This is a genomic window from Melioribacteraceae bacterium, from assembly GCA_030584085.1.
Taxonomy (GTDB): Bacteria; Bacteroidota; Ignavibacteria; order Ignavibacteriales; family Melioribacteraceae; genus SURF-28.
In genome coordinates this window covers 1,585,432-1,608,204 of sequence record CP129490.1, presented here as the reverse complement: position 1 = coordinate 1,608,204, position 22,773 = coordinate 1,585,432, and the positions used below count along the sequence as shown (strand labels likewise).

Genomic DNA, 22,773 nt, shown 5'->3' with positions numbered 1-22,773 from the left:
GCGAAGTTTATAATTCAATCAAATCATCTAGTTCAAAATCTCTTCGGGCAGTTTTTCCTATTACCTCTTCCCATCTCATCGGTGATATTCCATTACCGGGTCTTTTTATACCGACATTCTCTTCAGTAAATTTTTCACCATTTTTAATATCTTTAATAGCAACCAGACTTTTTCTGGCAATTGGCTTATTTTTTAATTCGGAATTAGAAGGTTTTTTGATACCGCTACCTAAAGCATTTTCGATGTTTCCAATAGCCGAAACCATCTGTTTTAACTCATTAGGTTCCAGTGATGCCTTGTGATCCGGTCCTTTCATACTTCTATCTAAAGTAAAATGTTTTTCAATTACTTCGGCACCAAGAGCAGCAGCTACTAATGGTATCTCTATTCCATTCGTGTGGTCTGAATAACCTACTTTTACTTTAAAGGCGTTCTTTATTGTCAACATTGCTTTGAGGTTTACATCTTCAAACGGTGTGGGATATTCAGTATTACAATGAAGAACGGTAATATTTTTTAGATTTGTTCCGCTTTCGGTAAGAACATCAATTGCATCTTCAATTTCACCCAGATCTGCCATACCGGTTGATAGAATAATATTTTTATCAAGTTTTCCAATTTTTTTCAAATAAGGTAAGTTTGTAATCTCACCGGACGGAATCTTAAAAATACCTAAACCAAGTTCAATTAATAAATCGATGCTTTCAAGATCGAAAGGAGAAGATAGAAATTGAATACCTATTTTATTGCAATATTCAAGTAGCTTTTTATGATCATCAACCGATAATTCCAACTTTTTGATCATCTCATATTGTGATTCAGATGCGTCAGTGGTCTGTTTTTGATATTCAGCTTTATCAGCTTTTGTGGATACTAACTTATCAGCTTTAAATGACTGAAACTTTACAGCATCAGCACCTGCTTCTTTAGCGGCATCAATTAACTTAAAAGCCAATTCGATAGAACCATTATGATTTACACCGGCTTCCGCTATAATAAATGTTTTGTTCATAATTAAATCTCTTTTATTAAACTAGCAGGGTTGCCCCTGTAAATTCCATTTTTAATAATAGATTTTAATACAGTACTACCCGCAGAAATTATTGTATTATCCGGAATACTTATTTGTTGAATTATGTTTGAACCCGTTCCAATTAAAACATCGTTACCAACATTTACTTCACCCGATAAAGTTACTCCAGGTGCAATATGTGTGAAATCACCAATCGAACAATCGTGATCAATTGAAGCATTGGTATTAACTATTGAGTATTCACCTATTGTCGAACCGCTATTTATTGTTACACCATCCATAACTACAGTCCCAATTCCTATACTAACATCTTCATTTATTATGGCATTTGGTGATACAATCGCCGGTAAGTTAAAACCAATTCTTTTACACCTATCTACTAATTTTCTTCGAAGAGCAGCAGATTTAATTTGACCTAAACCAATTACTGCATTTATCACTCCATCACTATAAAGAGAGTTTAGTCTATCATCATTTCCTAAATATGGAATACCTAGAATTTCACCTTTGTTTTCCAGATCAGTATAGCCCACGATATCATATTTATATAATTTCTTGAGAATTGAAATAATAACTTTCGCGTGTCCACCGCCACCAATAACAACAATTTTATCTTTCATTGATTTCTGTATCCACTCGGTATATTAACAATCCTATCTTCAAGCCATTCTGAATTATTAATATTTCCTTTTTGACAATCTTTGTACATATCCAACTTATTCATCAATCGCCAAATAGGTCGTGTCATTACTCCGTTTGAGTTTGTTTCTTCGAGGAATTTATCGCGTAGCTCTCTATTTTCTAATTGAACACAGTTTAGCCAATAATTGGAGAGAGAGTTTGCAGGCTCGGAGATGAATTTAATTGTCGAATTGTCGAATTGTCGAATTGTCGAAAAAAACTTTTTATAGTGCTCTGCTGTTTGGCGTTTATTTTCTAATATTTTATCTAGGATTTCCATTTGTGCTACGCCTATTGCTGCTGTTACATTTGTCATACGATAATTGTAGCCGACTTCATCGTGGATGTATTCCCATTTATGCGGTACTTTGGCGGTTGTTGTAATATGTTTTGCTTTCTTAGCGAATTCTTCATTGTCAGTAATAATCATTCCCCCGCCGCCGGTGGTTATGGTTTTATTTCCGTTATAGCTTAGGACTCCGGCTAAACCAAAAGTTCCGGTATGCTTATTCTTATAATAGCTACCTAACGATTCTGCTGAATCTTCGATAACTGGTATATTGTATTTATTTGCTATTTCAACTATTTCGTCAATTCTGCAAGGGTAACCGAAAGTGTGCATGGGGACGATGGCGCTAACGCGCTGCATTGTTGCATTGTTGCATGGCTGCATGGTTGAAAAACCAGAGACTTGTTTAAATACAATATTTTTGGAAAGCCAGTCTTCTAATTTTTCTGGGGACATTCCCATTGTGTCTTTATCAACATCAATGAAAACCGGTTTTGCACCGCAGTGTGAAATTGCGTTTGCGGTTGCAACGAATGTTAATGGTTGCGTTATTACTTCATCTCCAGGTTTAACTCCAGCAACTTGTAAAGTAATTTGAAGAGCTGCCGTTCCATTTACAACTGCAACAGCGTATTTAGAACCGGTATATTTCGCTGTCATTTCTTCAAACTGTGTTACATATTTTCCAACGTAAGATACAAAAGTGGAATCGATGCAGTCATTGAGAAATTTTTTCTCATTACCAAAGAAAACAGGTTCATGCAGTGGAACGGGATTCTTATGAGGATATAAAGATTTAATAAAATCTATTACTTCGTTATACATTGTAGATATCGTGTTTATAACTTGTCAAATTATTCTTTAGCCATTCAATTGTCTCGGATAAACCTTTATCCAAGTCGTAATCAGGTTTCCAATTGGTATTTTCGATTAGTTTTTTGTTGTTGCAATATAATCTTTCTACTTCACTTTTATCAGGTCTCACTCTTTCTTCTTCGGTGATGATCTCAACTTGTTTTCCGACTAAGGATGCAATTTTATTTACTAAATCTCCGATAGATATTTCACTGCTCATACCAATATTTGTAATTTCTCCAAATAATTTATCAGATTTAAATATTTCATAAAATCCTTTGCATGTATCTTTAACAAAAGTTAGATCGCGCGTTGGTGAAAGATTACCAAGTTTAATTTGGTCTTTGCCGTTTAGCAGTTGTGTTATTACAGTCGGTATTATTGCTCTAGCGGATTGTCGTGGACCGTATGTATTAAAAGGGCGAACAATTTTAACAGGCAATTCAAAAGAACGATAATAACTTATTGCAATTTGATCAGCAGCAATTTTTGATGCAGAATAAGGTGACTGTCCAACCATTGGATGGACCTCATCTATTGGTACATATTGTGCGGTACCGTAAGTCTCACTGGTAGAAGTAGTTAACAACTGCTGAACATTAAGTTCTCGACACGACTGTAATATATTGTAGGTACCGGTTATATTCGTCTCGATATATGCTTTTGGTGAAACATAAGAATAAGGTATGCCAATTAATGCTGCTAAATGAAAAACTGCATCGGTTCCTTTAACAGCATTGTAGACTGAATCATAATCACGGATATCACCGGTTATAACTTCAATGCTCTTTTTTACATCGGATCCTTCAAGCCAACCCCAGTTATTTTGGGAGTTGTAATGTATAAATGCTTTTGCCTCGAAGCCTTGCGAGACAAGGTATTCGGTTAAATGTGAGCCGATGAAGCCGGCAGCGCCCGTTATTAATATTCGCATGTTATTACTTAGTTTTTTGTTAATAGGTATTTATTTGGTATCGAATAGAAATTTCAAAGGATGAGAAAAGTTGCTCAACTCTCAATAGTAAATACTTACTTGTAAATATCAATTATGAATTACAGATTAAGTTACAGCTTCGCCCGGTCAGTCACATTGCTGAGAACAATTGTCATTTTTGGTGACAAAATTGAGTCGGATTTTTAATAATGTTCTAATTTGGTTGTAAAAAAACGAAGTCATAAATTTAATCAAAGTCCATTAAGATCAAAAATATATTTTGTGATTATTGTAACTTATTATTTTTAATAATATGTTAATATCTGAAAGGAATAAAGAATTGAGGGAGTTGTTTTTTTTTCTTGTAAAAGGTTTCTCGCAGCTATCTTGATACATAAATAAATCTACTTCTCTTTACTTTTGTCTTGATACAAAAGTAACAAAAAATCAAGGCTTGAAAAGAATCGTCTAAAATTCAATTCCGCTTCACTAAAGAAAATAAACTCCCCCGATAAATCGGGGTCAAACCCACCTTCGTCTTTGAAACGACTACGGCGGGCAGGCAGAATTTTCTTTTTAACGTTTCGCTCCATTGAATTTCTTAACGCCGATTCTTTTTAGGCCGTATTTTTTTAAAAGATTTAAAAAACTTTATAGCTAAAAACGATTCCGCCAGTTACTAAAATTTTCATAATAGTTTGCTTACCTGTTCTTTTCTCTTGAAAGAAAAGAACCAAAAGTTCAAGACTCCAAAAAAAATCCTAAAATTATTCTACATTTCGCTACAGAAAAATAACTCTCTTCGTTCAAACAGATTTTTCTGTTTAACGCTTCATTTCGAATAATTTCTAAACGGATTTTTTTTGAGGTCGTTTATTTAATTCCTTTAAGTTAACTAAATAATTCCAAACAATTTCTTAAGGAAAATTCTTTTTAGGCCGTTTGTTTTTATGTTTTTTAAAAAAATACTTCCTCTCTTTTTAAGAGAGGATTTAGGTGAGTTGGTTTATATTTTTCTTCAAAAAGATTTCTTGCTTTGGTTATTATATCCAAGCTAAATGAGTTCCTTGTACTTTTCTCTTGATAGAATCCCGATATAAATCACCGGGATGCAGAAAACGCAAAGTAACAAAAAATTCCCGCTTAAAAGCAGCCGGGACAGGCAAGGCTGGAAAAGAATCGTCTAAAATTCAATTACGCTTCACTAAAGAAAATAAACTCCCCCGATAAATCGGGGTCAAACCCACCTTCGTCTTTGAAACGACTACGGCGGGCAAGCAGAATTTTCTTTTTAACGTTTCGCTCCATTGAATTTCTTAACGCCGATTCTTTTTAGGCCGTTTGTTTTTATGTTTTTTTTTAAAAAATACTTCCTCTCTTTACAAGTTGAAAAACCCGCTTGCGGGGAGAGGATTGAGGTGAGTTGGCTTTATTTAGTATCGAGATGTAAGTATCGAAATAAATTTAGCGAATTTGCGAATTGCCGTATTACCGAATTTATAAATTAGCAATTTGGTAATTGAGCAATGTAGCCATCTTTTTAGTATAAAGTATCGAGACACAAGTATCGAGATTAAAAACAAGGACAAAGAATAAATTTCAAATGATAGAGGGCAACCACGCCAGAGGCGGGCAAGAGTTCAAAGTCGTGTTTTGTTATTTGGTTATTTAGTTATTGAGTTATTAATTTATAACAGAAAGCTAATTTGAAAACTAGATTGCCTTATTTAGAAAATCCGGTGTAAATTCGTAAGAAAGAAAAGATTTAAGCGGGATTTTCTTTCCGGCATTTAGTAGTTCAATGCCAACAATTATACCATCTTCTGTTACATCGAGGTTAACACCCTCTTTAACTTCTATAACACCTTCCGGCTTCTTATCCGAGAGTTCTATATAGACCGCATCTGCTTCTTGATCGTATGATACTTTCATTTTCAGATTCCTTTCTTTAGCGGGTAACATGTAATAATAAGATAATCATTATCTACTATTTTACAAACAACTTTGAGGGGGAGTTTCCTATCATTAACATTATGCACAAATTCTAATTTCCCTTCGCTGGCTTTAGTCTTTTTACCAAGTTCAATAGCTGCCTTAGTTTCAGCGTCGGTAATTTTATATAACTTCATTCTGCGTTTAGCGTGACGAGTGTATTTTATCATAAGAAACTTTAAGTATTAAGCTCAAAGTCGTGTTTTGTTATTTGGTTATTTAGTTATTGGGTTATTCTTATTTAGTATCAAGTATCGAGTATCGAGATTAAAAACAACCTCGCCAGAGGTCGGGCAAGTTCGTTACGGAAAATGAACAAGTTACTCTTACTTTTGTCCCCGCTAAATGGAAGCGGGGTCTTCACTTCGTTTCGACTTGACATCCCGCAAAAAGTTTGCGGGACAGGCTCCAGTAAGCAAAAAATCAAGGCTGGAAAAGAATCGTCTAAAATTCAACTACGCTTCACTAAAGAAAATAAACTCGACCCGTGAAAACAACGGGTCTCAGACCCGCCTTCATCCTAGCGGATTACGGACGGGCAGGCAGAATTTACTTTTTAACCCGTCAGAGCCGGGCAGGCGTTTCGCTCCATTGAATTTTTATACGTCGATTCTTTTAAGGCCGTATGTCGTTATAGTAATTCAAATTATTTTTTCAAATAATGTGAGTAAAGTAATTTTATTCAATATTTATGTACTTTTCTCTTGATAGAAAAGTACCAAAAGATCAAGACTGCAAAAAAAATAGCTAAAAATTATCTCCGTTTCGTTACGGAAAATGAATTCGTTCCGATATAATACATCGTCACTCAGACAGCATTTTCCGTTTAACACTTCACTTTGATAATTTTCTTGACGCAATTTTTTTGAGGTCGTATGTATTTATTTGTTTTTATGTTTTTTTAAAAAATACTTCCTCTCTTTCTAAGAGAGGATTTAGGTGAGTTGGTTTATATTTTTCTTAAAAAAGAATCCTCACTTCGGACATTAAATCCATGTTAAATCTGTTCCCTTTACTTTTTGCTTGATCAAAAAGTAACAAAAAATCAAGGCTGCAAAAAAATCGTCTAAAACTGTTCACACTTTCGGTGAAAATTAAACTCCTCATCCCGAAAAGCTTTTAAATAATATATGGCGGGATTCGTCAAACAGTAATTTTCACTTTCTCGAAAGCTTAGAACATTTTTTTTACGCCGATTTTTTTGAGGCCGAATATTTAATTCCTTTGTGCTAACTAATTATTGCTAATCAAATTCTTAAGATCGATTCTTTTAAGGTCGTTTGTTTTTATGTTTTTTTAAAAAATACTTCCTCTCTTTTTAAGACCTGCCCGCCGCTTCGCTTTGGTATGGCGGGGAGGATTTAGGTGAGTTGGTTTTTAGTATTCTTCAAAAAGATTAATGCTTCAGTGATTATCTACAAGCTCAATGAACACAGAATTCAGAAATCAGTAGTCAGAAGACAGAATAAAAACAAAGGATAAAGTCAAAGGGTAAAAGGAAAACGTCAAAAGTGAAAGACGCAGTAAAAAGTATTTTTTTTATTGTCCAATTTCTAGATTAATTCCCTAGCCGTTAGATATTTTAAAATGTTATTGAAGTAGTCTTCTAAATCTGATTTTCTTTTCATTAAAGAATTTAATTTCTCTGCAGTCTCACTAAGATCCTCTTCATACTCATGTGCCAATTGGTTTCTAAGTTCACGTAATTCTTTCCATTTTTCAAAATCTTCGATTATACCAAGTTGTTCTAATCTATTAAATATATCAATTGCCGGCTTATCGGTAACTTGTTCACCTAAAGAAAATAAAACTGATTTAAATAGCTTCTGTGCAATTGCATCTTGTAATTTTGTAAATCGGTAAATTAACTGGTCGACATGAGCAATATTTTCATTATTAAGTCTTTCAATCCTATCTTTTGTGATCGGAGCGAGTAAACTTATCTTATTATAAGCATAATTCATCCGGCTTAAGTGTTTTGCACATTCATCAACAATAGCTTTTAATATATATTCATTCTTTTTCAAAGCATAATTCCATCTTGCTTAGCAATTTCATAAATATATTTTTGGTTTGAATAATTATTAATAACAATATCTATTTTCTGTTCACCAAGATAATCATGTAGCAGTTTTAACATTTCAATTTTCTTTTCAAAAATATTTGTCTTTTGGTTTGTTTCGATATAGATATCAATATCCCCACCCCTTTTGTTATCATCAACCCTTGATCCGAAAAGATAAACTTGTGAATTTTCTCCAAATAACTCTTTAGCTGTTCTTTTTATAAAGTCGATATGTGTTTTTTTTAGTCTCACGCTATATTATTTCTATTTGGTTCAAAATAAAAATTTAGTTATTAAGAAAAAAGTACAAAGGACAAAGTAGGAATAAGAAGCCAGAATTAAGTAGTAAGAATTAAGAATAGGAGCAAAGGACAAGACAAAGGACAAAGTTCAAAATTTATGTATAGCTTTAACTGAAAATTCGCTAATCCGTTAATTCGAGAATTCGCAAATTATTTAATTGGTTTCAACCAGTAATCTTTGTAATTATTTTTGTATTCATTAGCAAAACAGTAATGAGTAATCTGTGATCAGTGAGCTGTGATCAGTAATCTGTCATGAGTTAACAGTATTAAATTGATTTAATTAATCCAATTAACAGTTTCGGAAACAGAATTAAGAAGCAAGGAGCAAGAATTAAGAACAAATACTCAATGATGAATTTTTCCCCGCCAGGGCGGGATTTTCGCCCCGCTGTGGATCGCGGTATGCAAAAGTCGCACTTCGCTACGAAATTATGAATTTTGAGCCCTCTTTAATAACTGGCGGGCAGGATTTGAATTGTTAATTAATATTTTTTATTCGACTTTTAATTTGTGCATTGGTGGCGAAAAACTTTAGCCACGAATTCACGAATAATTATAAAAAACAGTGAACTGTGATCAGTAATGAGTAAACAATCGGAATTAAGAAGTAAGTTGTAAGAATTAATAATATAACGAGTGCTCAACCGCGCCAGTGGCGGGCAAGAGTTCAAATGGAAATCAATAATCAAGTCGCTTTTTAATCCAACTCGGGTTTCTTCGGCAATCTAATACTGCATTGACTAGTATATCATTTTCATTGACAAGATAGTAAATTGCAAAGGGAAATCTTTTTGAAAGTAATCTATAATGACCAAATACTTTGTAATGCATTCCGGCGTAAAGCTTCAATGAATCAATATCTGAAAAGAGAGAATCCAGAAAGAAACTGCCTAATCCTTGTAATTGACTTTCATAAAATTCAAAACCGGCAGACAGATCATCGATCGCCGAGGGAAGAATTTTAATATTCATTAAAAGTTATCTCTTAGTTCCTTTTTAGCAGATTCCCAATCCTTGTAATTTTCTTTACCTTCTTTAATTCTAGTTGCTCGCAGTTCCAATACATCTTTATGCCAATCGGGTGAAGGGTAAGAATTTTCATCACTTGTTAAATCTGCCCATATATCTTCCATAATTTTCAGTTTATCTTCGAGAGTCATATCAGTTAAAGGTAAATTAACGTGCATAGCTACCTCGTTTTTTCTTACTAGTATGTTGATTTACAAAGTTAAAATCAAGGATAAAGGATAAAAAACAAAAGCAGAATACAGAATACAGAATACAGAATACAGAATTCAGAAGTTAGGAGTCAGAATAAAAACAAAAGCAATAACACAGAGTTTCACAGAGTAAAAGCAGAATACAGAATTCAGAATACAGTACAAGGGCAAAGGATAAAGGACAAAGCCCTCCTTCGCTACAAAGCAGCTACGGAGGGTAAATTCAAAGGAAAAAGTACAAAGTATAAAGTATGTAGCAGGCTACTTTAGTTCGTGAATCAAGAATTTAGCAATGATTCTAGATCGGCGATGTCCTTTTTACGGGATGATGCTTTTTTGTTTTTTATCAGATGATCTTTTGAAATAAAATCAGCTGTTGTATTGCCAAATTTATTGGAGTATTTATCTTTATAGGCATCATTAAAATCGACACCAGAAATGGAAGTTAATATATCAATTCTTACAGGCGGAACTCCGAGTTGAATAACGTTATTTTCGGTTTTAAAATCTGATTTTGTTAAACCCAATCCTTCAAAACCGAAATCGGCTAATACTTTTAGTATGCTATTAACATTTTCATCGGTTCTATTAATAAATATATCAATGTCGCCCGTATTTCTTGGTTCAGCATAAAGAGCCAATGCATAGGCACCAACTATCAAGTATTCTACTTTATGATTGTTTAATAACTTTATAAAATCTGCGAAGTCTTTTTCGACTTTCATTGTATTCTTTTTGTTTATTAAATAAAGTAATGTATTGCTCTCTTATTCTCTGCATTGCATCGAGTTTTTCGTCACTAGTTTTGGAGTTCCAATATTTTAGATTATTCTCTGTCTCTTCGCGTTGATTTATTATTTTTACTGTTTTTTGCATTGTTTTTTTTAGTATCAAGTTATGAGATATGAGCTTGTCCGCAATCAGTTGATATCGAGACTAAATCATGGATAAAGGATAAAAACAGAAAACAGAATTCAGAATACAGTAGTCAGAAGATAGAATAAAAGCAAGGACAAAGCCCTCCTTCGCTACAAAGCAGCTACGGAGGGTAAATTCAAAGGATAAAGGACAAAGTTCAAAAATAATGTATATCTTAATTCGGTAATCCGTCAATCCGAGAATTCGTCAATTCGAAAATTATTTAATTAATTTCAGTAAATAGTCTCTATAATTATTCTTGTATTCGTTAGCCAGCTTAGTAAGCTGTTCTTTGTCGATGAATTTTTTGTAGTAAGCAATTTCTTCGAGGCATGCGACTTTGAGTCCCTGCCGGCGTTCGATAGTTTCAATGAAGCTGGAGGCTTCGAGTAATGATTCGTGAGTACCGGTATCGAGCCAGGCGTAACCGCGACCCATTAATTGTACGGTTAATTTATCTCGTTTAAGATATTCATTATTGACTGATGTGATTTCTAATTCTCCTCTTGCTGAGGGTTTAATATTTTTTGCGATATTTACGACGTCGTTCGGGTAGAAATAGAGTCCGACTACAGCGTAATTACTTTTGGGTACTTTAGGTTTTTCTTCTACCGAGATAACTTTACCGGTGGAGTCGAATTCTACGACACCGTATCGTTCGGGGTCGTTGACGTAATAGCCGAAGACTACTGCTTGGGCCCCCTCTAAATCTCCCCCCTTCTCACGGAAAGAGATTTCTGATTCCGGCTGCAAATTGGATTTCCCTCCTTCGCTGTCGCTGCGGCGGGCAAGTTGGAGTATTGGATTGTTCTCAACTTTTAACCTTGCACTTTCCAATAATTCAGTGAGTCCGTGGCCGTAGAATATGTTGTCGCCGAGAACGAGGCATACGTTGTCGTTGCCGATAAATTCTTCACCGAGGATGAAAGCTTGTGCGAGTCCGTCGGGTGAGGGTTGAATTTTGTATGATAATTTTAGACCTAATTCCGAACCGTCGCCGAGGAGCTGTTCAAATCTGCTTGTGTCTTCGGGAGTGGAGATGATTAGTATTTCTTTTATCCCCGCCAACATAAGGGTTGACAGCGGGTAGAAGATCATGGGTTTGTCGTAAATGGGCAGGAGCTGTTTACAGATAGTTCTGGTAACCGGGTACAATCTAGTTCCCGATCCTCCTGCTAATATTATACCTTTCATATTTTTAGACCTGAGATATGAGACATGAGATTTGAGACTATATTTTTCATTAAGCTAAAGAACTTAGCGATACTTTGTGTGTACTTAGAGTAACTTTGTGAAACGATTTCTTACTACTATGAAAGCTTTTGGTCACAATGTTTCACAAAGTTTTCCACGAAGTTTCACAACGAAAGTCAAGAATTACTTTGTGTGTGCTTGGAGTAACTTTGTGAAACTATTTCATATTACTATGAAAGCTTTTGGTCACAAAGTCTCACAAAGGATTCACAAAGTCGCACAATGTTAATTAATTCTTTGGATTCCGGATCAGCACTTCGACTCCCCTCCAACGAAAAGGCTGGCAAGTGAACCAAGGACAAAGGATAAAGCCCTCCTTCGCTACAAAGCAGCTACGGAGGGTAAATTCAAAGGACAAAGTGTTTTTTAATGTTAGATGCTCAATGATGAATGTTCAATTTAGAACTTACTAACTACTGTCTCGTTAATTCTGCCTTTTACTTTTCAATTTGCTTGCGGGTCGATATTAATGTTATTGTAAATATCTTCGACGTTATATTCAATTAAAAAATCTTTCAGGATTGCGTGATCAATTAAGTCAAAAGATTCGTTGAGTATCCCTTTTATATCTGTTAAATGTTTTTCGGATCTTCCCTCTTTGTAAAAAAGTAATTTCTTTACGATTATATATTCGGGAGGCGCAACAGGTAAAATCAGGTTGTCAAACTCAATTTCTTTTTTATTATCAAAAGCCCATGTCTGGAGATTATCGTTACCGACAAAATAAATATCAGCTTTGAATCCGGTTGAATGATGAATAATATTAAAATGTCCTTCAGCCCCTCTTTTTAATTCAGTATGAATAACATCTTCAGGCGGAGAGTAAAATTCGTCAATAGGAAAATTTTCTATTAATGATTTGACTTCATCTTTATTGAGAAATAAAACGAGATCAATATCATGCGTTAATCTGGGTTCACCATAAACGATGGAAGCGACTGAACCACCGATGAAGAATTTAATTTCTGCATTATTAAGTCTATCGACGAAAATGGAAAAGAGATTAATTTCGTGCATTGCCAAAGACTGCTTTTAGTTTAATTTCTATTTCTTCCGAGCTTAATTGAGGATAAAACTTTTTTAGAGACGATTTTTTTAATTCTTTAGCCAAGAAGTAGAGTTTAATCGACTGATGCAATTTTTCCGAAGGTGTTATGTTTTTGTAACGAGAAATCATTTTAAGAGTAATCTTTAATGATGAATTTTTAATTAGAGGTTTAAAAAGCTTTTGGTCACAATGTTTCACAAAGTTTTCCACAAAGTTTCACAACGAAAGCTAAGAATTACTTTGTGTGTGCTTGGAGTAACTTTGCGAAATTATTTCTTACTACTTATGAAAGCTTTTGGTCACAATGTTTCACAAAGTTTTCCACAAAGTTTCACAACGAAAGCTAAGAATTACTTTGTGTGTGCTTGGAGTAACTTTGCGAAATTATTTCTTACTACTTATGAAAGCTTTTGGTCACAAAGTCTCACAAAGGACTCACTAAGTTGCACGACGATAATTAAAAAATGGGCAATCAAAATTCATAATTGCCTTTTTTAGCTCAGTTTTCCAAGGCGTTCTAGTTTGTATTTGTTTTGCATAACTGCTTCGCACCAGTCGAGATTTTCGAGGTACCATTGGACTGTTTTGCGGATGCCTTCTTGGAAGTTATGAGCCGGTTTGAAGTTCAGTTTATTTTCAATTTTTGTCGGGTCTATTGCATAGCGTTTATCATGTCCGGGTCTATCCGTTACAAATTTAATTTGATCTTTATATGAGTCGGAACCTTTAGGTTTTAGTTCATCCAGAATATCACAGATAATGTTTACTATGTCGATATTTTTAATTTCGTTTTTACCGCCGATGTTGTAGGTCTCCCCCACTTCGCCTTCGCTCAGAACTAAGTAAAGAGCTGCGGCGTGGTCTTCCACGTAGAGCCAGTCGCGTACGTTATCACCTTTACCGTAGATTGGGATATCTTTTCCGTTGATTGCATTGAGGATAACAACGGGAATAAGTTTTTCGGGAAATTGATACGGTCCGTAATTGTTTGAACAGTTTGTAATCATTGCAGGCAGACCGAATGTGTGCTGCCATGCTCTAACTAAGTGATCGGAAGATGCTTTGCTAGCAGAGTATGGTGACTTTGGATCGTAAGGAGTAGTTTCGGTAAAGAATCCGGTTTCTCCGAGTGAGCCGAAGACTTCGTCGGTTGAGACGTGAAGGAAGCGGAAATTATTTTTTCTATCTCCTTCCATTGATTTCCAATAGTTGAAGGAAATCTGTAATAGGTTATACGTCCCGACAATATTTGTTTGAATAAATTCTCCGGGTCCATCAATTGATCGATCTACATGCGATTCTGCTGCGAGGTGCATTACTGCATCGGGTGAATGTCTGGTGAATAGTTCTCGGACATTGTCATAATCGCAAATATCAACTTGTTCGAATGTGTAGCGGTCGTTGTCTTCGATATCTTTTAGTGAAACTAAGTTGCCGGCGTAGGTTAGTTTGTCGACATTAACAATCTCGTGGTTGGTATTTTCGATTAGGTAGTGAATGAGGTTGCTGCCGATGAAGCCGGCTCCGCCTGTTAGTAATATAGTCATTTTATATTCTTGTTTGTTTATAGATCATAAAAAGTAAAAGCGTTGCACAAAGTTCAAAGGATAAAGGACAAAGGACAAAGTTCAAAGGAAAGGTCACAGAGTTACACAGAGGAATAATGGGAAAAAGGAACAATGGAATAATGGGAAAAAGGAACAATGGAATAATGGGAAAAAGGAACAATGGAATAATGGGAAAAAGGAACAATGGAATATTGGAATATTGGAAGAAAGGAATAATGGAATAATGGAAAAATGGAAAAATGGAATATTGGAAAAAAGGGAAACTGGAATATTGGGAAAATGGGAAAAAGGAATATTGGAATTAAGGAAAAATGGAATAATGGAATATTGGAAAAGCAAATTAGAATTCTGTTTCCCATTCCTTGGTTTTTTGTTTCCGCTGTAGTGATTTAATCAATTGTAATAATTCATTTTCAACTTGATAGTGTAACTCATCGAATTTTTCAAAATCGTTTTCAGATATTTTTTCAATTTCTTTCAAACAATATATTCCAGAAAATAATTCACCAATCGAGCCTAAAGCTATGTTAAGAAAATTCAAATATTCTTTGAGATTTCTTCTACAATACCCTTCTGATATATTTCTATGTATTGAATGAGCAGCATCAATTAAATTACTTTTTGTTTTTGATAGTTCATAAGGTAATTCTTTTAATAACTCGTAAACTAATTTGAATAAGGTTATTGAATTTTTCCAAACTCTAAGTCTTGTATAACCACGATTTATATTTTTTCTTTTTAAATCCATCGATGCATATTAATCATATAGAAAATTTTATGTGGAATAATGGATTTGTGGAGTGTTGGATTATTACCCCGATAAAATACATCGGGATTTCGCTCTAAAACGCTCAAGATTAACACCATATTTCCACTCTTCCAACTTTCCAGTATTCCTATTCTTTATTCAAACAGTTCTGCATTTTGCAACTTTGGTAAATTTTTGTCTTTGTTTGAGATGATTAGTTTAGAATCATCTATGGGTAAATTTATGTTTAGTGCCGGATCGTTGTAAATTATTCCTCTATCATGTTGAGGTGAATAGTAGTTATCTACTTTGTATTGGAATATTGCTTCGTCGCTTAATACAAGGTATGCGTGAGCGAATCCTTGCGGGATGAACATTTGCAATTTATTTTCTTCGGATAATTCAACCGCAACATATTTACCGAAATATTCTGATGATTTACGAATATCGACTGCTATGTCGAGTACCTTACCCTTGATTACACGAACCAGTTTTGATTGTGCGAATGGGGGCAGCTGGTAATGGAGTCCGCGTAAAACTCCAAATGAAGATTTTGATTCGTTATCTTGAACGAAGTTTATTTTTCCGATTTCTCTTTCGAACAGATCTTGGCGGAACGATTCGAAGAAGTAGCCGCGATCGTCGGAATGGACTTTGGGAGTTATTAGTTTTACATCAGGTATGTTGGTTGATTTAATAAGCATGAGAAAAGTAGGTCACAACGTTACACAAAGTACATCACAAAGTTTCACGAAGTTATTTATTTCATTAATATACATTGCAAAACGAAAAATCAAACAATTTACAAATGCTGGGTTACTAAGCTATTTATTTTACGTTGTGGGACTTTGATTACAAGAAAATAGGTCACAGAGTTACACAAAGTACACACAAAGTTGCTCAAAGTATTAAGCGTTTGATTCCATTCTTAAGAGATTTTACATTAAAATTTAGTAACAAGCCAAGCTTACAGTCGGAAAGCTTCATGTAGGTCAACGTTTGAGCGATATGAACTTCATTGAATGCATCAACTGACTTTAGTTCTACTACTACTTTTTTATCTACTAATAAATCAATTCTATATCCGCATTCAAGTTTAATTTCTTCGTAGATAAGTGGCATTGGTTTTTCTTTTTCAACTCGCAATCCAGTTTTAAGAAGTTCGTAAAGCAGGCATTCTTTGTAGGTATTTTCCAGTAAACCAGGACCAAGATTTGTGTGGACTTTAAACGCACAATCGAGAATTATTTTGCTGATTTGGTTTTCAGTCATTGGTTTAAGAACTTGGGTCACAAAGTTTCACTAAGTACACACAAAGTTACACAACAAAATTTAATTGGCTATATAGGTATTTACTCTGTGGTACTTTGTGTTTCCTTTGTGATACTTGGTGATACGCAAACTCAAACAATTCGTAAAATTAACTTTCATTCCAGTTCAGTTACTTTATTATTTTCCAGTTTGTAGGTTTTGTTGGATTTAGAACAATGGGCGATTCCATCTTTATCGAATGATAATCTTTTTCCGGCTTCGGAGACCCAGCCGATTTGTTTGGCAGGTATGCCGACCATTAAAGCGTAATCTGGTACATCTTTTGTCACGACACTCCCCGCTCCGATCATGCAATGTTTACCTAGTGTATTACCGCAAACTATTGTGGCATTGGCACCTATTGATGCTCCTTCTTTAACCAATGTCTTAACATAGAACTGCGCACCGACTTGGGGGTATTTGCATTTCGGATCGAGTATGTTGGTGAATACCATTGAGGGTCCGCAGAATACATAGTCCTCTAAAGTTACTCCTTCATAAACGGAAACGTTGTTTTGGATTTTGCAATAATTGCCGATGGAGACATTGTTGCCGACGTTTACATTTTGTCCGAGTACACATTTTTTACCTATTATTGTACCGGATTGTACGTGGCTGAAGTGCCAGATTTTAGTTCCTTCGCCGATGGAGACGTTTTCGTCGACTACGGCGTGTTTATCGATGTAGTAATTTTGGGGTTGATCCATTATTTTCTCAATCCATTAATTGAAAGTTTTTAGGTCACAAGGTTACACGAAGTACACCACGCCAGAGGCGGGCAGGCACAGAGTTTCACAAAGATAATAATTATGGTTTACATTGTGAGACTTTGAGATTACTTTGTGAAACGTTGTGATACAAAATCTCAAACAATACGAAAATTATTTAAGGTTTGGATGCAGATTTTCTTTTTCTGACTTTACTAGAACTTTGGCGTTTCTAATATTGTGTACAAGTTCTATTGAGGGGCGGGCGTGTTCGATTCCGAAGCCGCTGCCGTTTAAAACATTTTGATAGATTAGTGTATGTAAATCCGTGAAGCCTTGTGTGAATTCGACTTCATTATCATCAATTAGAATCGATCGATAAGTTCTTTGTTTTGCATCAATAGCTGACTTTGGTAAATCATTCCCATCGATTGAGAGGAACCATTTTACATTTGCATTAGGGAGTTCTATGAATCCCCCCATTTTATCATCTTGATTAATATGCACTTCTGAATGAACCGGTTTACCGAAGAACCACATAAGAAGATCGAAGAAATGGATACCGATGTTAGTCGCCACCCCACCCGATTTTCTCACATCACCTTTCCACGAAAAGTTGTACCAGTTACCTCTTGAAGTTATGTAAGTCAAGACAACTTCTTTTTTCTTATCACTGTTATCTGCATCAATTTTATTTTTCAATTCAATTAAAGCAGGATGCACACGTAACTGCAGAACAGTATAAATTTTTTGTTTGAATTCATTTTGAAGATTTTCAAGAATATCGAGATTCCACGGATTAAGAACTAGGGGTTTCTCACAGATTACATCGGCACCTAAGCGGAGTCCAAGACGAATATGTGCATCGTGAAGATGATTGGGAGAACAGATAGAAAGATAATCTAGTTTATTTTCAGGCTCCTCACGACGTAATTTTTCAAGGTGACGATCGAAGCGTTCGAATTCGGTGAAGAAGCTCGTCTCAGGGAAATATTGATCGAGAATGCCAACGGAATCATGTGGATCCATGGCAGCGATTAAGTTGTTGCCGGTTTCCTTGATTGCTTTAAGATGTCGTGGTGCGATATAGCCGGCAATGCCGGTGAGTGCGAAGTTTTTAGTCAATTTAGAATTTATAATTTGGTTATATAAAATTTTGGTTCACAAAGTCGCACTAAGTACACACAAAGTTTCGCAAAGATTTTTTACAATGTGAAACTTGGTGAATAACTTTAAGTTACTTAGTGGTACTGAATCTGAATCAAGTTACAAAACTATATTATTAATAAAGGTTAAGCATCGAAGAGTTTTTCGCTTTTGATGCTGTGTTTGGTGAATGCGTTTCTTGTATCGATTACTAATTTTGAATTTTGGATAATGAATTCATAATCATAATCATCGTGATCTGTGGATAATAATACTAAATCATATCTACCGAGATTCGGTTTAGTTAATTCGACCGAGTTCATATCATAATTATATTTACGAGTCGCAGGAAGTTTAGGAACGTAGGGATCGTTGTAATCAACTTCGGCACCTTTAGAGCGAAGGATTTCGATTAATTTCAGTGACGGTGATTCACGCATATCATCGATATTCTTTTTATAAGCCGCTCCGAGAATTAAAACTTTCGAATTTTTTAGAGACTTACCGTGGTCATTAAGAATGTCCATAGTACGGTTAACAACATAGTAAGGTTGAAAGGTATTAATCTCCCCTGCCAGTTCGATAAATTTAGTATTGACTTCATATTCGCGAGCTTTCCAAGTAAGATAGAAAGGGTCGATCGGGATACAATGTCCGCCCAGACCCGGTCCGGGATAAAACGGGTGATAACCAAATGGTTTTGTGGATGCCGCATTGATGACTTCCCATATATCAATATCCATACGATGGAAAACCATTTTAAGTTCGTTAACCAATGCAATATTAACCGATCGATAAATATTTTCTAAAAGTTTAGTTGCTTCTGCTGCGCGGGGTGAACTTACAGCGACAGTTTGATCGAGAACAGCGTCGTATAAAGCTTTAGAGACTTCGAGGCAGTCGGGTGTAACACCACCAATTACTTTCGGGATGGTTTTAGTCGTGTAACTGGGGTTGTTCGGGTCTTCGCGTTCGGGTGAGAATGCGAGGAAGAAATCTTGGCCCACCTTAAAACCCCCCTCTGTGTCTCCCCCCTTGGTAAGGGGGGAGATTTCTGATTCTTTCTGAACTTGTGGAGCGTTTTGGAATAGTGGGAGTAAAATTTCTTCGGTTGTACCGGGATAAGTTGTTGATTCGAGAGTTACAATTTGTCCTGGTCTCAAATACCGTTGAATTGTTTCCGCAGTATTTACGACGTATGACATATCCGGTTCGCGATGTTCGTCAAGCGGAGTCGGCACACAGATAATTATAGCATCAACTTCGGGTAAACGTGAGAAATCGGTAGTCGCATCGAATCTTCCGGTATCGACCGCTTTTTTGATTCTTTCGTGTTTGATATGTTTGATGTAGCTTTCCCCTTTTAAGAGAATGGGAATTTTTCTTTCATCAACATCAAAGCCGACAATTTTGAAACCACTTTCAATGAATTCGAGTCCGAGCGGAAGCCCGACATAACCGAGTCCAACAATGCCCACGACGGCTGATTTGTTGTTAATTTTTTGTAGAAGTAATTTTTTGTTTTCCATTTTTTATCATTGAGTTATTTGATTTAGAAATGGCCACAAGGTATCACAAAGGAAACACAAAGTAGCACCAAGATTAATTATTAATTATAAATTCTCAATTATAAATTGCCTTTAGATACAGCTTCGCCAAGTAAGTCACAATTTGGACTCAATCATGGTCGGAAGTAATTAGTGTATATGTTTATTTATAATCTCAGTCAGTGAGATTATTGCCCTAGAAAATAAGTACAATTAGAATTGTGTATCTCAAAAAAAATCAAGATTTAAGATAACACATCTTCGATTCTAAAAAAAGTTTAATGTTATTGGTATGACCTATCTCAATGCGCAAAGAAAGCATTTGCAATTGAATGTCCAACTCCTCATTTCTTTGACAAAAACTCATGAATTTTTTGAACGACAAATTCAATTTGTTCATAAGAAAGTTCCGGATAAATCGGAAGAGCCAAGGATGAATCAGCACAGAATTCGGAAACCGGGAAATCACCTTTTGCATAATTGAGATAAGAAAAACATTCCTGTAAATGGAAAGGAATAGGATAATAAATTTCCGTGCCGATTGAATTCTCGGTTAAAAAGGCTCTTAATTCATCTCTTTGTTGAACTCTTACAACATACTGGTTATAGATGTGGTAATTTTGCAACATATCAGATTTATAAACCGCAGCTGGTAGAAGAATTTTATTGTCGGCATCAAAATTTATCATTCCCTCTTGTTGCGCTAAACCTTTCTCAATAAAAAGTTTTGTATAAAGTTTTGCATTATTTCTTCTTCCCTCCGACCAAGAATTAAGATGAGGATGTTTTACACTAAGCACAGCAGCTTGAAGAGCATCAATTCTAAAATTACCACCGATTACTTTATGATAATATTTCGGATCGCCGCCATGCACACGCATAATTTTTAATTTATATGCAAGATCATCATCGTTGGTTGTAACGAGTCCACCGTCACCAAAACATCCTAAATTTTTACTCGGGAAAAATGAGTAGCAGCCAATATGTCCTATAGTTCCGACAGATCTGCCATCTTTATATTGTGTACTAATAGCTTGTGCGGCATCCTCGATTACGAATAAATTATATTTTTCAGCGATTGCCATAATAGGATTCATGTCGGCACTTTGTCCATACAGATGAACAGGAACGATAGCTTTAGTTTTATCCGTAATTCTTTTTTCTATATCGTTTGGATCAATATTGAAAGTAACCGGATCACATTCGGCTAGAACCGGAACCGCGTTTAATCTAGCGACAACACCTGCAGTCGCGAAGAACGAATATGTCGGAAGAATTACTTCATCACCGGGTTCAATTCCAATTGCCATCAATGCAAGTAAGAGTGCGTCTGTACCGGAGGAAACTCCATATGAATGTTTTGCTCCAAGGAATTCGCAGAATTCTTTTTCCATTTTTTCTACTTCGGGTCCGAGTATAAAGTACTGTGATTCGGCAACTCTTATTAGTGCTTCGTCTAGTTCTTTTTTAAGTGAATTGTATTGAGGTTTGAGGTCAAGTAAAGGGACTTTCATAAAATTCTCCGTAAACGAAAAATGATAAATTATAAGCTTTAAGTTACAGGTTTGGAGAGAAATATTCTAATTTCATTTTAAGAATTTTTTTTAAGTAGAAGAGGAAGAATTCAGGAAAGTCAAGTTCAAAGGATAATGGACAAAGGATAAAGTTCCGTCTTCGCCAAAAAACGGCTACGACGAGACAGGCAAATGTGAAACGTGAGACGTTAAAGGCAGAAATAAAACTCAAAGTGGAAAACCCAAATTGTAAAGGAAAAAGTGAAAGGCAAAGTCAAAAGCATTACACAGAGTTTCACGGAGAAGACACAGAGTAAAAGCAGAAGTCAGAATTCAGAAGTCAGGAGTCAGAATAAATAAAAGCAAAGGCAGTGGAGTCAAGTTCAAAGGACAAGGGATAAAGGACAAGGGACGAGGGACAAAGTTTTTAAAACAGAAGACAGAAGTCAGATAAAGCAAAGGCAAAGGGCAAAAGGAAAACGTCAAATGTGAGAAAGCAGAAGTCAGGATTCAGAAGTCAGAACTCAGAATTCAGAAGTCAGAAGTCAGAAAAAGCAAAGGCAGTGGAGTCAAGTTCAAAGGACAAGGGATAAAGGACAAAGTTATTAAAGCAGAATTCAGAAGACAGAAGTAAGGAGTTAGAATAAAAGACAAAGTTCAAAGGAAAAAACAAATATGAAATTCGTGAATTCGTAAATCCGAGAATTCGCTAATTCATGCTATTAATGATTAAGGGCGACTCACTTGTTTTTTTCGAGTTTTAGTATGAAGGATTGATTTTTACGTGATTCTAGATCGGAGAATTTAGCAGTACTTTTAAATAGATCGAAGAGTGATTCGTTTGGAGTTGATGAAGATTTTTTTTGTTCCTCAACTTCATCGTCAAGGACTTGCGAATTCTTTGCTTGGTTTATGCCGAGCGCTTGCTTGAGTTTATCAATTTTCTCATCGCGTTTCAAATTACTATGATCCGCGTTTGCAAATTTGGCTTTGGAAAGTTTTTCTTTAATAATAGAATTCTCTTCGGAAATATTTTCGAGTCTGGTAATACCTTCACTCTTAAAATCTTTCGCTAAATCGACATGTAATTTTTGTTCAATTAAAAAATCATCATCAATATCTTCATCTTCATCAATATAAGAATCATCGAATGCAAAAATCGCATCGGCGAAAATTTTATCGTTTTGGTTTTGTGCTTCGTGAGCTTTTAAGTCAAAGGAAAATACTTCATCATAATCGGCTTCATTGCCTTGAACACGATTAGAAGAAAGTCCAAGCTGTTGAATTTTGAATCGGAATAAATCGGGATCGAAGTCAAACCTTAAATGTCTAATATCTTTAATAGCAAAAACCGGATCGAAGTAAATCAATTCCGGTTTGCCGTTAATTTTTATAAAGTAACCATACTTAGTTGAATAGCCGTCAAGTTCGGATACATTTGTAAGAAGTCGATACACAATTAAATTTTTTGGGATAGGATCTTTCACAATTTCGCATACATCGAAGTAGCTGATTTTTCTAGGACGTTTTATTTTATGTGATTTATTAATTATTCTAAAATTGTCATTAAAATCAAAACGATTTTGGGAGAAAATCATTACATCTTTTTTTCGTATGTCGAGTGTTTCAAGAAGCATA

The 22,773-nt window shown here is 35.2% G+C and carries 24 protein-coding genes; 1 reads left to right on the top strand and 23 read right to left on the bottom strand.

The features are described from left to right. Nucleotides 1-7: 7 nt before the first annotated feature. The 15 genes from neuB to rfbB all read right to left on the bottom strand — a co-directional run bounded on the left by neuB (nucleotide 8) and on the right by rfbB (nucleotide 14,141). Nucleotides 8-1,012: an N-acetylneuraminate synthase gene (gene neuB, locus QY331_07300; GenBank protein WKZ71056.1), complete on the bottom strand. Its 1,005-nt coding sequence runs from the start codon at nucleotides 1,010-1,012 to the stop codon at nucleotides 8-10. A gap of 2 nt (nucleotides 1,013-1,014) precedes the next feature. Continuing rightward, nucleotides 1,015-1,653 carry an acetyltransferase gene (locus tag QY331_07295; GenBank protein WKZ71055.1) on the bottom strand — a complete coding sequence of 213 codons (639 nt, stop codon included), beginning with the start codon at nucleotides 1,651-1,653 and terminating at the stop codon, nucleotides 1,015-1,017. Continuing rightward, entirely contained in the window at nucleotides 1,650-2,828 is a 1,179-nt protein-coding gene (locus tag QY331_07290; protein ID WKZ71054.1) for a LegC family aminotransferase, read from the bottom strand. Before QY331_07290 ends, QY331_07295 begins: the two co-directional genes overlap by 4 nt. Further along, nucleotides 2,821-3,792, bottom strand: coding sequence for an NAD-dependent 4,6-dehydratase LegB (locus QY331_07285; protein ID WKZ71053.1), 972 nt, complete (start codon nucleotides 3,790-3,792; stop codon nucleotides 2,821-2,823). Before QY331_07285 ends, QY331_07290 begins: the two co-directional genes overlap by 8 nt. Before the next feature lie 1,713 nt (nucleotides 3,793-5,505). After that, a complete protein-coding gene (locus QY331_07280; GenBank protein WKZ71052.1) occupies nucleotides 5,506-5,724 on the bottom strand; it encodes a DUF2283 domain-containing protein in 219 nt (72 codons plus the stop codon). 2 nt (nucleotides 5,725-5,726) lie between these two features. Continuing rightward, nucleotides 5,727-5,954 (bottom strand): DUF4258 domain-containing protein, encoded by a 228-nt coding sequence (locus QY331_07275; GenBank protein ID WKZ71051.1) that lies wholly within the window; start codon nucleotides 5,952-5,954, stop codon nucleotides 5,727-5,729. A 1,383-nt stretch (nucleotides 5,955-7,337) separates the two neighbouring features. Further along, complete coding sequence (locus QY331_07270; protein WKZ71050.1) at nucleotides 7,338-7,811, bottom strand: Cthe_2314 family HEPN domain-containing protein; 474 nt, start codon at nucleotides 7,809-7,811, stop codon at nucleotides 7,338-7,340. Continuing rightward, nucleotides 7,808-8,101, bottom strand: coding sequence for a nucleotidyltransferase domain-containing protein (locus tag QY331_07265; GenBank protein WKZ71049.1), 294 nt, complete (start codon nucleotides 8,099-8,101; stop codon nucleotides 7,808-7,810). Before QY331_07265 ends, QY331_07270 begins: the two co-directional genes overlap by 4 nt. Nucleotides 8,102-8,832: 731 nt before the next feature. After that, nucleotides 8,833-9,126 carry a hypothetical protein gene (locus QY331_07260; protein ID WKZ71048.1) on the bottom strand — a complete coding sequence of 98 codons (294 nt, stop codon included), beginning with the start codon at nucleotides 9,124-9,126 and terminating at the stop codon, nucleotides 8,833-8,835. Then, the gene (locus QY331_07255; protein WKZ71047.1) at nucleotides 9,126-9,341 is read right to left on the bottom strand and encodes an addiction module protein; all 216 of its coding nucleotides are present in this window, start codon (nucleotides 9,339-9,341) and stop codon (nucleotides 9,126-9,128) included. The genes QY331_07260 and QY331_07255 overlap by 1 nt, the downstream gene beginning before the upstream one ends. A gap of 311 nt (nucleotides 9,342-9,652) precedes the next feature. After that, nucleotides 9,653-10,099: a hypothetical protein gene (locus QY331_07250; protein WKZ71046.1), complete on the bottom strand. Its 447-nt coding sequence runs from the start codon at nucleotides 10,097-10,099 to the stop codon at nucleotides 9,653-9,655. Beyond that, a complete protein-coding gene (locus QY331_07245; GenBank protein ID WKZ71045.1) occupies nucleotides 10,047-10,250 on the bottom strand; it encodes a hypothetical protein in 204 nt (67 codons plus the stop codon). The genes QY331_07250 and QY331_07245 overlap by 53 nt, the downstream gene beginning before the upstream one ends. A 261-nt stretch (nucleotides 10,251-10,511) precedes the next feature. Next, nucleotides 10,512-11,486 carry a sugar phosphate nucleotidyltransferase gene (locus tag QY331_07240; GenBank protein ID WKZ71044.1) on the bottom strand — a complete coding sequence of 325 codons (975 nt, stop codon included), beginning with the start codon at nucleotides 11,484-11,486 and terminating at the stop codon, nucleotides 10,512-10,514. Nucleotides 11,487-11,990: 504 nt separating this feature from the next. Beyond that, complete coding sequence (locus tag QY331_07235; GenBank protein ID WKZ71043.1) at nucleotides 11,991-12,563, bottom strand: hypothetical protein; 573 nt, start codon at nucleotides 12,561-12,563, stop codon at nucleotides 11,991-11,993. Between the two features lie 525 nt (nucleotides 12,564-13,088). After that, entirely contained in the window at nucleotides 13,089-14,141 is a 1,053-nt protein-coding gene (gene rfbB, locus QY331_07230; GenBank protein ID WKZ71042.1) for a dTDP-glucose 4,6-dehydratase, read from the bottom strand. A 116-nt stretch (nucleotides 14,142-14,257) separates the two neighbouring features. Here rfbB and QY331_07225 point away from each other — a divergent pair, with 116 nt between their 5' ends. After that, nucleotides 14,258-14,386, top strand: a complete 129-nt coding sequence (locus QY331_07225; GenBank protein ID WKZ71041.1) for a hypothetical protein — start codon at nucleotides 14,258-14,260, stop codon at nucleotides 14,384-14,386. Between the two features lie 116 nt (nucleotides 14,387-14,502). Here QY331_07225 and QY331_07220 read toward each other — a convergent pair whose 3' ends face one another. The 8 genes from QY331_07220 to QY331_07185 all read right to left on the bottom strand — a co-directional run bounded on the left by QY331_07220 (nucleotide 14,503) and on the right by QY331_07185 (nucleotide 22,772). After that, on the bottom strand, nucleotides 14,503-14,910 hold the full coding sequence (locus tag QY331_07220) for a four helix bundle protein (protein WKZ71040.1): 408 nt from the start codon (nucleotides 14,908-14,910) through the stop codon (nucleotides 14,503-14,505). Between the two features lie 155 nt (nucleotides 14,911-15,065). Beyond that, entirely contained in the window at nucleotides 15,066-15,614 is a 549-nt protein-coding gene (rfbC, locus tag QY331_07215; protein ID WKZ71039.1) for a dTDP-4-dehydrorhamnose 3,5-epimerase, read from the bottom strand. A 196-nt stretch (nucleotides 15,615-15,810) separates the two neighbouring features. Continuing rightward, nucleotides 15,811-16,182: a GxxExxY protein gene (locus QY331_07210; GenBank protein ID WKZ71038.1), complete on the bottom strand. Its 372-nt coding sequence runs from the start codon at nucleotides 16,180-16,182 to the stop codon at nucleotides 15,811-15,813. A 155-nt stretch (nucleotides 16,183-16,337) separates the two neighbouring features. Next, nucleotides 16,338-16,928 carry a DapH/DapD/GlmU-related protein gene (locus QY331_07205; protein WKZ71037.1) on the bottom strand — a complete coding sequence of 197 codons (591 nt, stop codon included), beginning with the start codon at nucleotides 16,926-16,928 and terminating at the stop codon, nucleotides 16,338-16,340. Between the two features lie 174 nt (nucleotides 16,929-17,102). Continuing rightward, the gene (locus tag QY331_07200; protein ID WKZ71036.1) at nucleotides 17,103-18,053 is read right to left on the bottom strand and encodes a Gfo/Idh/MocA family oxidoreductase; all 951 of its coding nucleotides are present in this window, start codon (nucleotides 18,051-18,053) and stop codon (nucleotides 17,103-17,105) included. Between the two features lie 167 nt (nucleotides 18,054-18,220). Further along, nucleotides 18,221-19,603: a nucleotide sugar dehydrogenase gene (locus QY331_07195; GenBank protein WKZ71035.1), complete on the bottom strand. Its 1,383-nt coding sequence runs from the start codon at nucleotides 19,601-19,603 to the stop codon at nucleotides 18,221-18,223. A 362-nt stretch (nucleotides 19,604-19,965) separates the two neighbouring features. Further along, complete coding sequence (locus QY331_07190) at nucleotides 19,966-21,135, bottom strand: DegT/DnrJ/EryC1/StrS family aminotransferase (GenBank protein ID WKZ71034.1); 1,170 nt, start codon at nucleotides 21,133-21,135, stop codon at nucleotides 19,966-19,968. A gap of 740 nt (nucleotides 21,136-21,875) precedes the next feature. Then, on the bottom strand, nucleotides 21,876-22,772 hold the full coding sequence (locus QY331_07185; GenBank protein WKZ71033.1) for a hypothetical protein: 897 nt from the start codon (nucleotides 22,770-22,772) through the stop codon (nucleotides 21,876-21,878). Nucleotide 22,773: the final 1 nt, after the last annotated feature.